Genomic DNA, 10346 nt, shown 5'->3' on the forward strand with positions numbered 1-10346 from the left:
ACGAACCAGCCCCACGGCAGCTCCCCCCGACGATCAACTCGCCGAGCAGGACTACACCACCGCTAGATCAATTGCTACGACCGGTTGAGGGCAGGGTTCCGTCGAGGGAGAGTGCGCGAGCGAGAGGCCAGGCAAGCATCCTCCCAATTTGCGCTCGGTCAGGATCGTCGACATCCTCCAAGGCCACAGTCATGCAGTCGACGACGACCTGAATCCAATGGTCTCTCACTTCCGTGCCGGGCCAGGAAATTCCAGGGCCAGACGCTCGTCTGAGCAACTGGGCGGCATCCAACGCGAGGGCGGTGTCGTCGGTAGCGCGAGCCGCACGGGCGAGATCTCCAACGAATGGCGAGAATGTTCCGAAAAGGCTGGTTTGTGAATCCGAGTTGGCTATTGCGGCTGCGACCAAGAACGCCATGCGGCGAGCGTTATTTTCTGGGTTCTCGCGGGCTCCGGCAGCAGTGCTGTTGCCCAAACATGCTTCCGCAAGATGAGCCAGTTCATCAGGTGAACGAAGTTCGCGGCTACATGCGGTGGCTGCTGCAGCGGCGGCTAGGTGATGCCCTGATGTCTCAGCATTGAGCCTGAGGGCGAGTTGCCAGAACTCCTGTCTTGTCGGAGCATTTCGCCAGGCGATGGCCAGCCGGTAGTCCAAACTGGGCCGCAGGAGCAGGGCCAGGTTGGGGTCGGCGTCCAATTTCTCCGCAAGGCTCTCTGCGCGGGAGGTGTCACCGAGCGCCAAAATTCCGGCCGCGAAGTCGAAAAGTACTGGATGGCTGAATGCGATCGGCGGCTGCGGTAGGCCTACCCCCTGCGGCAAGTCACGAAGAACGCCGTCGCTCACCAAGTCCTGCAGAGCATCGGAATCGGCGTGAGGCAGGTAAGTTACCTGCTGCCTGCGATCAGCGATCATCTGTGCAACAACCTGCGTGAGTGCCGAGGCTCGTTCCCACGGATTCCTGCCACCTTCGACTACCCGCATTCGCCAGTATTGGTCGAGCAAGTCAAGTCGGCTGCGAATGTTGCCGGGGTCAAGGAGGGCGCCGTCAGCCAGCAATTGCGAGGCGATCTCCAGATTGAACGGGTTGTTCAAGAGTTGCTGCATTTTGCTTCCGGCGGCACGGAGGAGGTCCGCAAGCGCAGGGCTTTCTTGCAGAAGGCTCTCCATCTCCCCTGGCAGTAGGTCCTCGATCAGAAGGTGGCGGACGTTCTGAAGCGAGGAATCAGAGTGAGCGGGGTCGACAGGTGCGCCGCGGAACATCGCACGCCATTTGTGGCCGTTGCGCAGGTCGAAACGTCGGACAGTGGCAACGATCTCCCAGCGACTGCCTGCAAGCTGCTTGGCGAGCGTTGGCAGCCACTGCGAGGCATTTTCCCCACGGGTCTGGTCCAGGCCATCCAGCAGTAGCCTGCCGGGATGAGTGCCCGGCCAGCCGAGCAAGATGTCCTTGAGGTCGTGCTCGAGGTTCAACTCCGTGCGGGTCTGGCCAGCGGAAGCTCTCAACTGCTCAGCGCTCAGAAGTACGACGTCGTTTCCCTGATCGATCAGGTCGGCGGCTAGTTGGCAGAGGAGTGCGGTCTTGCCTGTACCAGGCTCACCGGTCAGCGCGAAGCTGCCATCCGCATCGCGCAGGGTCGGCCCCACTTCTCGCTCAAGCGTTAGGCCCCCTTCGGGAGTCGTGAGGGTGAGGGCACTCCCGAGCACCGCGATGTTGGTTCTTGCGGACTGCCGCAGGCGAGCGATGTCCTCTCGCAACCGGGTCACCGGCCTGAGGCGGAAGGGGCGTTTTTCAAGCTCGGCAACTAGCGCGTCGCGGTCAAGCCATCTTTGGCTCTCACCGAGTTCGTGGCCGATGGAGACCAGCGCCTCCCAGAGATCGCGCGCCTGGTCCTGGTCGACCAGCATGTCGCTGAGCATCACCTGAACCCGTTGATATTCCGCGCCATCGTCGCGCAGGTTCAGGGCATGGACAACGAGGGGGCTGAGGAGTCGCCGCATGGCAGCGTCATCGGCTGGCCTGCCCTCGCGTTCCTGCCACAGCCGCCGAAGATGGGTGAGAAGCACCCCGAGGGCCTCACGCTCAGATCCGTTGGTGGCAGCTTCCTCTAGGGGAACCGCCTCAGGATGGGTACGTAGACGATCCGTCACTCTAGCCAGGTGATCCCTGACGGTTGCCGGCGTGCGCTCATCACCAAGCAAGAGCACCCTGTCGAGATCCCGGTCGAGGGACCGCGGAATGTGCTGGTTCGGCGGTGAGCTAGGAACCTCGCCGATCACGGCGTCCACGAGTTGCCGAAGTGCCTCAGCTAGCGCGCCATCTTCAGCACTGGTGAGCAGCAGCCTCTTCTTCGCTTGGACCATCAGCCAACCGCCCGCGTCTGTGACGGCGCCGACGTCGTCAACGGGCCGCGCCGTTTGACTGCCAACGCCGACAATGCGGTGGCCGGAAGCCCAGCCAGGCAGTCGATCCTCAGTCAGTAGGTGCGCCGCGAACCAGGCGAGGCAGCGATCCTCATGCCCGACACCCCCTGAGGTTCCGGCCCCACCTGTCGATGACCGTGTCATTGCTTCACGCCTCCCGCTTCCTCCGCCTATCTTTGCGAAATCAGTCAGGCGATGGAGGCGATACGCACGGGTAGGACCGAAATTGGCCAAGGACTGTGGCCGCAACCGCCATGGCTGAGCTGCCTCTTGAGTCCGCCCCTAGGACTTGTCTCAGGAGAGAGATCGAGCTTGTATCCTGCGTGGCGCGGAGGCGGCCACGTCGGCCACCATCGGAGCCTGGAGGGCCAGGCATCCAGCATGCACAACCGCGCGCAGTAAGTTCAGCCGAGTTCGGTGGGATCCGAAAGAAAGATAGATGGCTGCGGACAATCGCGGAGATGAATGACTGTCCACCAAAAGGCCTCGGACAGTGTGTCTCTGAGGTTGGATCTCAGCAGCTGACATTCGGAAGTTGAGTCGAGGATGATCAGACATCCGAGATGGTCACCCCGACGAGCTGATTATCCCGCAAACGCACGCGAACTCGCGCTGCAGACGTCCGCTTACGCCGCTGGCCGGGCGTTCAACGTCGAGCCTGAATCACCAGCCGGACATGTCGGAGAGTTGGCCTGGCATGGTCCGTTCAAAACCTACGATCGCCCTCGAACCACTGACTGGCCTGCTGTGCAGGAACGTGAGCGCGTTCGGCCAGGTCGTGGAACACATCCCAGGCTTGTTCGCGGTAGCTCGTGTCGATCAAACCGTACTCGGGAATCTCAGGCCGGGAACCTGCTCGGCGGAGGTCTGCCTGGCGCAGGCGTCGTTGCCGCGCTGGAACCGGTGAGCCGCAGTGGATCAGCACCTCTGCCGACCGACCGGCGTGTTGGATAGGCACCGCTCGTACTGGCTGTGCCTGCGCTGCGACCACGTTCCGTACGCCGGCCATCAGGACCTTCTCGCCCACAGCGTCCGTCTCCGAAGATCATGGCAGTCGGCGTGCTGCCTCCCAAACTCCCTCGATACGCACGGACGAACACCCGGGTTCCGTCAGGGACGAAGGGGGAGCCTCAGCCAGTCCGTCTACGGGAGCGACCGGACTCGCACGTGGTCTGTGGCGACTTCGCACCTTCCGGCGCCAGCGGGCAGCCCTACGACTGCTCGGCAGATCCCGCCAGGCCTTCTCCCCGACCCCGACCCGCCCTGAGTAAAAAGTGGCCTCGATCGTAGAGAGACCGACCATCGCGCTTGGGGAGACCACGGACACCACGTGAGCCGACGTGATGACGGAGGGCGTGTCGGTTCAACTCTGACGACACGCTTCCTGAACGTACTCGCCTAACTACTCTCCGTGTAAAGTTGGGGTCAAGGTCGTCCATCTCTTGCGAAGGGTGCTTTCGGTCCCTGACGTGGGGCTGCGGGAGCGGGCGCGTACTCGCGCCTCCTGCGGTCCGGTGGCGAGAGCGAGGTGTGACCTTGCAGGGTGAGCCGAGCGCTCAGCGGCATGATGCCGGTCCAGAACACAGGTCCAGTCCCGATGTCCGGCTGTACACGCCCGCCGAGGCGGCGGCGATGTTGCAGGTGCGCGAGTCGTGGCTGCGGAAGAAGGCCAGCGCGCGGGTCATCCCGTGCACCTTCATCGGCAAGCACCTGAGGTTCAGCGATCAGGACATCGCCGGGATCATCGCGGCCGGTGCCAAGCAGCCGGTGGTCCGCCGGCAGCGCGGCCGGTTCTGAGCCGCGGAAGAACAAGGAGGAGGAGCAAGCCATGGCGTATGCCGAAAAGCGTGGGAACAAGTGGCGGGTCCGGTACATGCGGCCGGATGGCAGCGCGGCCTCGCAGTCGGGGTTCGAGACGAAGAAGGCCGCGCTGAACTGGGGTGAGGAGCAGGAAGCCGGTATCCGGCGACATAGTTGGAACGATCCTCGTGACGGGGCGGCGTTACTGGCCGACTGGGTCGAGCTGTGGTGGTCGGGACAGGATTTGGAGGCCACCACCGAGGCCAAGTACCGGTACCTGATCGATCACCACATCGTTCCGGCGTTCGGGAACCGGCCGGTCAACACCCTCACCAGCCCCGAGGAGATCGTGGCTTGGGAGAAGCGGACACGGACCAGAGGGTTCTCGCACCGGACCGCGGCCGACGCCCGGTCGCTGCTGGGCACCATCCTTGGAGATGCCAAGGAACGCGGGATGGTCGCGAGCAACGTGGCCGTCAAGCGGCGGGGGCGCGGGCGGAAGCGGGCGCGGCGGGCCATCGCGGTGCGGGGGCCGGAGAAGGTCTGGGCCACTCCCCTGCAGACCCTGCTGCTGGCCGAGCGGTGTGCGCTGCTGTCCGGGCGTGATGACGACTTCGTCCTGATCGTCCTGACCGCCTACACCGGCATGCGGTGGGGTGAAGTGCACGGGCTGGAGCGGCCGGCGTGCCGACTCGACCGGATCCAGGTCGACTGGCAGCTGAGGGAGCTGGCAGGGCGGCTGGAGAAGGTGCCGCCGAAGGACGATTCGCACCGGCCGGTCGATCTGCCGCCCTTTCTGTCGGCGCTCGTCTCGGAGCAGAGCCTTCGGACGCCTGGCCGCTGCGCCTGTCCGGGACGGGCGCCTGTCTGCGGTGGGCGCGGGCAGTACCTGTTCCTCAGCTCGGAGGGTGCGCATCATCGTCGTTCTCATTACGCCCGACGGGTGTTCCAGCCCGCGGCGGACGGTCGATACCCCAAGGGCACGCGGCAGACCGGAAAGCGCGTACTGGCGGACACGACGGTATGGCCTGGGACGCCGGTTCCACCGTGGCCTGATGCCGTCCCCGGGCAGCCTTTCCAGCCGCCCAGGGGCAAGGGGATCCGGGTGGTGACCGAAGAGCACTCGCCGTCGGTGTGGCTGCCGCTCATCGAGGGGCTCACGCCGCACGGGCTGCGGCACAGCCACAAGACCTGGATGCTGGAGGACGCCATTCCGGAGGTACTCCAGGCCGAACGGCTCGGACACACGCTGCCTGGCATCCGGGGCGTGTACTCCCACGTCTCGGACACCATGCGAGACGACCTGAAGGCCAAGCTGCAGAAGCGCTGGGAGATCTCGCTGCAGGAACGGCTTCGGCTCAGTGGGAGCTCGCCGGTTCCCGTACTCAATGGGCTACTGGAGGGCGCTCAGAGGCGGGTTCAGGCCCCGGTCTCGATCTTGAGCGCTTAGCGGCCCGTCATGCTGGTGGGGGTGGGATGAGGCCTCGTCCCACCCCCACAGCGTGACTACGCAGAGTGAGCAAGAGTGGGGTGTTCTTGTGGCCTCGTTTGGGTGGGAGGGAGATGATCTCCCAAAATCCTCCCAGTTGATCAATCAGGCCCTGCCGCAGGTATGCGGGAGGGCCTGTGTCATAGGGGTGGGCGATACTGGGTTCGAACCAGTGGCCTCTTCGGTGTGAACGAAGCGCTCTCCCACTGAGCTAATCGCCCCTGCGGAACGTGTTCCGACGTCGGAAACTCTAGCGCATGTCCTGGGGTGGTCGCGCGCTGGTTTCGCGGGGGGTCAGGTCCAGAAGGCGGGGTCTTCTATGTTCCAGGGGAGGGTCTTGCCGTAGACGGCCAGGTAGGCGGTCAGGGCGGCGGCGAGGGCCAGGGCGGTCAGGGTGCCGAGGATGGTGTTGCGGCGGCGAGCTCGGGGGTCGAAGGCCTTTTCCTTGGCGCGGTCGGCGGCGGTCTTGGCTCGGTGGAGGGCTCGCTGGGCCCAGGCGAACTCGGTGCCGAGGATGGCCAGGCCGATGACGATGCCTAGGAGGCCGGGGCCCGGGGTCACCATCATGACCAGGCCGCCGACGAGGACGGCGGCGCCGGTGAGGAAGACGCCGGCGCGCCAGGCGGTGTTGAGGAGGGGGTTGCGGCGGATCCGGGCGCGGAGGCGGTGGAAGAGGCGGGGCTCCGCTTCCTTTTCATGATTTATTGCCACGGATTTACTCTAAGGCAGCGGATGGGCCGTCGGGGGCGCCGGGGAGCATGCGGATCGGCCTGCGGGGCGGGCAGGTGAGGGCGAAGGAAAGTTTCGAATGATCCGCTTTTGCGCAGGTCAGACGCGGGTTTTGCTAGGGTGAGATGGATCACAAAGGCCGGGGACGCCGGAATGTTCGGCCGAGTTCAGGCAGTTAGGCGTCATAGATCGCGGGGATGTCGGTGAGGAGGAGAACCGCTCACCGGAGCACCCGTGAGCCAGCGGGACCGACGTAAGAGGGAATGGCCATGAACAGCAGTACCACCGTCTCAGCAGAGCTGGGCCTCCGTCTCGTCGTCCCCGACAGCACGACCGTCCCCCTGCTGGCCGGGCTGGAGTACGCGGCCGATGACCCGTACGCCATCCGGATGGCCTTCTACGTGGGCGACGACGAGCCGGTCGAGTGGATCTTCGCTCGGGAGCTGCTCACGGTCGGCATCGTGCGCAAGGTCGGGGACGGGGACGTCGAGGTCTGGCCGGGCGAGGACGACGGCACGCTGAACATCGCGCTGTCCTCCCCGTTCGGGGACGCGCTGTTCGAGGTGCCGCTCTCCCCGCTCGCCGACTTCCTCCACCGGACGTACCAGGCGGTGCCGGCCGGTGAGGAGAGCGAGTTCATCGACATCGACGCCGAGCTGGAGAACCTGCTCTGGCCGTCCTAGCCGGACAGCCGCGCGATGTGGCGCATCTTGTTCATCGCGTCCAGGGCGGCGACCTTGTAGGACTCGGCGAGGGTGGGGTAGTTGAAGACGGCGTTGACCAGGTAGTCGATCGTGCCGCCGCAGCCCATGACCGTCTGGCCGATGTGGACGAGCTCGGTGGCGCCGGTGCCGAACACGTGGACGCCGAGGAGCCGCCGGTCCTCCGGTGAGACGAGGAGTTTCAGCATCCCGTAGGAGTCCCCGATGATCTGGCCGCGGGCGAGCTCGCGGTAGCGGGACACGCCGACCTCGAAGGGGACCTTGGCCTCGGTCAGGGCGTCCTCGGTGCGGCCGACGAAGCTGATCTCGGGGATGGTGTAGATGCCGATGGGCTGGGTCTCGTGGATCTGCGAGACCGGCTCGTCGCAGGCGTGGTGGGCGGCGAGGCGGCCCTGCTCCATCGAGGTGGCCGCGAGGGAGGGGAACCCGATCACGTCCCCGACCGCGTAGATGTGCGGGACCTCGGTGCGGTAGTGCTCGTCGACCTTGATCCGGCCGCGCCGGTCGGCGGTGAGGCCCGCGGCCTCCAGGCACAGGTCGCCGGTCATGCCGTGACGCCCGGCGGAGTACATGACGGTGTCGGCGGGGATCCGCTTGCCGCTCTCCAGGACGGTGATCGCGCCGCCGCCCGTCCGCTCGACGGACGCGACGCTCTCGCGGAACCGGAACGTGACGGCCAGGTCGCGCAGGTGGTACTTGAGGGCCTCGACGATCTCCAGGTCGCAGAAGTCGAGCATGCGTTCGCGCCGCTCGACGACGGTGACCTTGGTGCCGAGCGCGGCGAACATCGAGGCGTACTCGATGCCGATCACGCCGGCGCCGACGACGACCATGGTCTCGGGGATGCGGTCCATGTGGATGATGCCGTCGGAGTCGATGATCGTCCGGTCGTCGAAGTCGACGGTGTCGGGCCGGGCCGGGCAGGTGCCCGTGGCGATCACGATGCGGTCGGCGGTGACCTTCTGCTCGCGGTCGCCGGCGCCGCTGACGGCGATCGTGTCGGGCTCCAGGAAGCGGCCGGTGCCGGAGAGCACCGTGACGTGGTTGCGGGCGAGCTGGCTGCGGACGACGTCGGTCTCGCGGCCGATGACGTGCTGGGTGCGCATGCCGAGGTCGGCGATGGTGATCTCTTCCTTGACCCGGTAGCTCTGCCCGTACAGCTCGCGCTGGTTGAGCCCGGTCAGGTAGAGGACGGCCTCGCGGAGCGTCTTGGACGGGATCGTCCCGGTGTTGATGCAGACGCCGCCCATCATGTCGCGGCGGTCGACGATGCCGACTTTGCGGCCGAGCTTGGCGGCGGCGATGGCCGCGCGCTGCCCGCCGGGTCCGGAGCCGAGGACGAGGAGATCGAAGTCGTTCACTCCCCCAGTCTGACGGTCCAGCACCGTACTGATAAGGGCTTTCGCCGGATCTATCCCGACCCCAGGAGGCCGGCGGCGAGCGCGTCCAGGCCGGACTTGACGCGGTCGAGGGGCATGCCGCGCGTGCGGCGCTGGTAGAGGAACAGGTTCGCGGCGAGGGGGGCGAGGAGGGCGTCGGCCAGGTAGGCGGTGTCGAGGTCCGGGCGGATCTCGCCCAGCAGCATCGCCAGGTGCCGGTGGTAGAGCCCGTACGAGCCGTCGCGGAAGCGGGCGTCGGGCGGGTCGGACTCGGCCATCAGCAGCAGGTCGGCCTGGGCCTCGGTGCGGTCGGCCAGGGCGTGCAGGAAGGCGCGGACGCGCTCGGCGGGGGCGGCGCCCGGGCCGAGCGGCGGCGGGCCCTGGATGAAGGCGGCCTGGAAGTCGCGCTCGCGGTCGTCGATCACGGCGTAGACGAGCCGGGCCCGGTCGCCGAAGCGGCGGTAGACGGTGCCGACGCCGACGCCGGCGGCCCGCGCGACCTCGTCCATGGAGACGGCCTCGGGCCCGCGGGTGGCGATCACCTCCGCGGCGGCGCGCAGGATGCGGCGGCGGTTGTGCGCCGCGTCCGCGCGCTCGGCGGGCGGCCGCCCGACCACGGGCAACTCCCGCATCCAGCCCCCTCTAGGCACGGCACACCAGCGTAACGGGTTTGTATCCGGAAAGTTCTCCGGTTAAGCTCACCAAACGGAACTTTCTCCGGTTAGTGGACGGGAGTCGGGATGACAGCGGATCTGGCGGGACGGGCGGCGCTGGTGACGGGAGGCGGGCGCGGGATCGGGGCGGCGATCGCGCGGCGGCTGGCGCGGCACGGCGCCGACGTCGCGGTGACCTACGTGCGGGCCCCGGAGCGGGCCGCCGGCGTCGTCCGCGACATCGAGGCGGCGGGCGGGCGCGGGCTGGCGATCGCCGCCGACGCGGCGGATCCGGGGGCGGTCGCCGCGGCCGTCGACCGGGCGGCGGCGGAACTGGGTCGGCTCGACATCCTGGTCAACAACGCCGGGATCGCGCCCTACGGGCCGTTGGAGGACGTATCGGTCGAAGAACTCGACCGGACCCTGGCGATCCATGTGCGGGCGGCGTTCGTCGCGGCGCAGGCGGCGGCCCGCCATCTCGGGCCGGGCGGGCGCATCATCAGCATCGGCAGCAGCCTCGCCGAGCGCGTCCCCTATGCCGGCTGGACGCTGTACGCGATGAGCAAGTCGGCGCTCACCGGGCTCACCCGGGGCCTGGCCCGCGATCTCGGGCCGCGCGGGATCACCGCGAACGTGGTGCAGCCGGGCTCGACCGACACCGAGATGAACCCCGCCGACTCCCCTGACGCCGAGTTCGAGCGCGGGTTCACGGCGCTCGGCCGGTACGGGCGCGCCGAGGAGATCGCCGCGATGGTCGCGCATCTGGCGGGCCCGGGCGGGGACTATGTCACCGGTGCGGCGATCGCCGTGGACGGGGGGTATGCGGCCTGATGGCGTGGGTTTTCCTGCTGATCGCGGGGTTGACGGAGCTGGTGTGGGCGACGGCGCTGAAGCAGTCGGACGGCCTGACGCGGCTCTGGCCGACCGTGATCGGGCTGTCGGTGGCGCTGCTCAGCGTCGTGGTGCTGTCGCTGTCCCTGCGGACCCTGCCAGTCGGGACGGCGTACGCGGTCTTCGTCGGCCTCGGGGCGCTCGGCGTCGCGCTCGTCGGCATGGTCGCGTTCGGTGAGAGCGCGTCGCCGGCGCGGCTGGCGTTCCTCGCCCTGATCGTCGTCGGCGTGGTCGGGCTGCAGGTCCTGGAGGGCTCTTAGC

General features: G+C 67.3%; 9 protein-coding genes and 1 tRNA gene. 5 read left to right on the forward strand and 5 right to left on the reverse strand.

What is annotated here, in order from left to right; genetic code table 11:
* Positions 1 to 67: 67 nt before the first annotated feature.
* A complete protein-coding gene (locus AB0C21_RS33600; protein ID WP_500209716.1) occupies positions 68 to 2362 on the reverse strand; it encodes an NACHT domain-containing protein in 2295 nt (764 codons plus the stop codon).
* 1665 nt (positions 2363 to 4027) lie between these two features.
* On the opposite strand from AB0C21_RS33600, the gene AB0C21_RS33605 reads away from it, so the two are divergent.
* Positions 4028 to 4219 (forward strand): helix-turn-helix domain-containing protein, encoded by a 192-nt coding sequence (locus AB0C21_RS33605; protein WP_500209917.1) that lies wholly within the window; start codon positions 4028 to 4030, stop codon positions 4217 to 4219.
* Between the two features lie 31 nt (positions 4220 to 4250).
* Complete coding sequence (locus AB0C21_RS33610; RefSeq protein ID WP_500209718.1) at positions 4251 to 5672, forward strand: tyrosine-type recombinase/integrase; 1422 nt, start codon at positions 4251 to 4253, stop codon at positions 5670 to 5672.
* Between the two features lie 188 nt (positions 5673 to 5860).
* Here AB0C21_RS33610 and AB0C21_RS33615 read toward each other — a convergent pair.
* Positions 5861 to 5932, reverse strand: a tRNA-Val gene (locus tag AB0C21_RS33615).
* A 73-nt stretch (positions 5933 to 6005) separates the two neighbouring features.
* The gene (locus AB0C21_RS33620) at positions 6006 to 6422 is read right to left on the reverse strand and encodes a TIGR02611 family protein (protein WP_500209720.1); all 417 of its coding nucleotides are present in this window, start codon (positions 6420 to 6422) and stop codon (positions 6006 to 6008) included.
* Between the two features lie 287 nt (positions 6423 to 6709).
* Between AB0C21_RS33620 and AB0C21_RS33625 the strand changes: the two genes are divergently transcribed.
* Entirely contained in the window at positions 6710 to 7123 is a 414-nt protein-coding gene (locus AB0C21_RS33625) for an SsgA family sporulation/cell division regulator (protein ID WP_149263295.1), read from the forward strand.
* Here AB0C21_RS33625 and sthA read toward each other — a convergent pair.
* Positions 7120 to 8523, reverse strand: a complete 1404-nt coding sequence (gene sthA / locus AB0C21_RS33630) for a Si-specific NAD(P)(+) transhydrogenase (protein ID WP_149263294.1) — start codon at positions 8521 to 8523, stop codon at positions 7120 to 7122. The two genes, AB0C21_RS33625 and sthA, sit on opposite strands and share 4 nt — an antisense overlap.
* A gap of 50 nt (positions 8524 to 8573) precedes the next feature.
* Positions 8574 to 9173 (reverse strand): TetR/AcrR family transcriptional regulator, encoded by a 600-nt coding sequence (locus AB0C21_RS33635; RefSeq protein ID WP_500209722.1) that lies wholly within the window; start codon positions 9171 to 9173, stop codon positions 8574 to 8576.
* A 108-nt stretch (positions 9174 to 9281) separates the two neighbouring features.
* Here AB0C21_RS33635 and AB0C21_RS33640 point away from each other — a divergent pair, with 108 nt between their 5' ends.
* Positions 9282 to 10025 (forward strand): SDR family oxidoreductase, encoded by a 744-nt coding sequence (locus tag AB0C21_RS33640; RefSeq protein WP_500209723.1) that lies wholly within the window; start codon positions 9282 to 9284, stop codon positions 10023 to 10025.
* Positions 10025 to 10345 (forward strand): DMT family transporter, encoded by a 321-nt coding sequence (locus AB0C21_RS33645; RefSeq protein ID WP_149263291.1) that lies wholly within the window; start codon positions 10025 to 10027, stop codon positions 10343 to 10345. Before AB0C21_RS33640 ends, AB0C21_RS33645 begins: the two co-directional genes overlap by 1 nt.
* Position 10346: the final 1 nt, after the last annotated feature.

The sequence above is a fragment of the Spirillospora sp. NPDC049024 genome, assembly GCF_040649235.1.
Classification (GTDB): Bacteria; Actinomycetota; Actinomycetes; order Streptosporangiales; family Streptosporangiaceae; genus Spirillospora.

What these genes read in the sequence shown, in the direction of transcription:
- AB0C21_RS33610 (WP_500209718.1), top strand. Translation starts at nt 4,251, where the DNA reads ATGGCGTATGCCGAAAAGCGTGGGAACAAGTGGCGGGTCCGGTACATG.
- AB0C21_RS33625 (WP_149263295.1), top strand. Translation starts at nt 6,710, where the DNA reads ATGAACAGCAGTACCACCGTCTCAGCAGAGCTGGGCCTCCGTCTCGTC.
- AB0C21_RS33635 (WP_500209722.1), bottom strand. Translation starts at nt 9,173, where the DNA reads ATGCGGGAGTTGCCCGTGGTCGGGCGGCCGCCCGCCGAGCGCGCGGAC.
- AB0C21_RS33640 (WP_500209723.1), top strand. Translation starts at nt 9,282, where the DNA reads ATGACAGCGGATCTGGCGGGACGGGCGGCGCTGGTGACGGGAGGCGGG.
- AB0C21_RS33600 (WP_500209716.1), bottom strand. Translation starts at nt 2,362, where the DNA reads ATGGTCCAAGCGAAGAAGAGGCTGCTGCTCACCAGTGCTGAAGATGGC.
- AB0C21_RS33645 (WP_149263291.1), top strand. Translation starts at nt 10,025, where the DNA reads ATGGCGTGGGTTTTCCTGCTGATCGCGGGGTTGACGGAGCTGGTGTGG.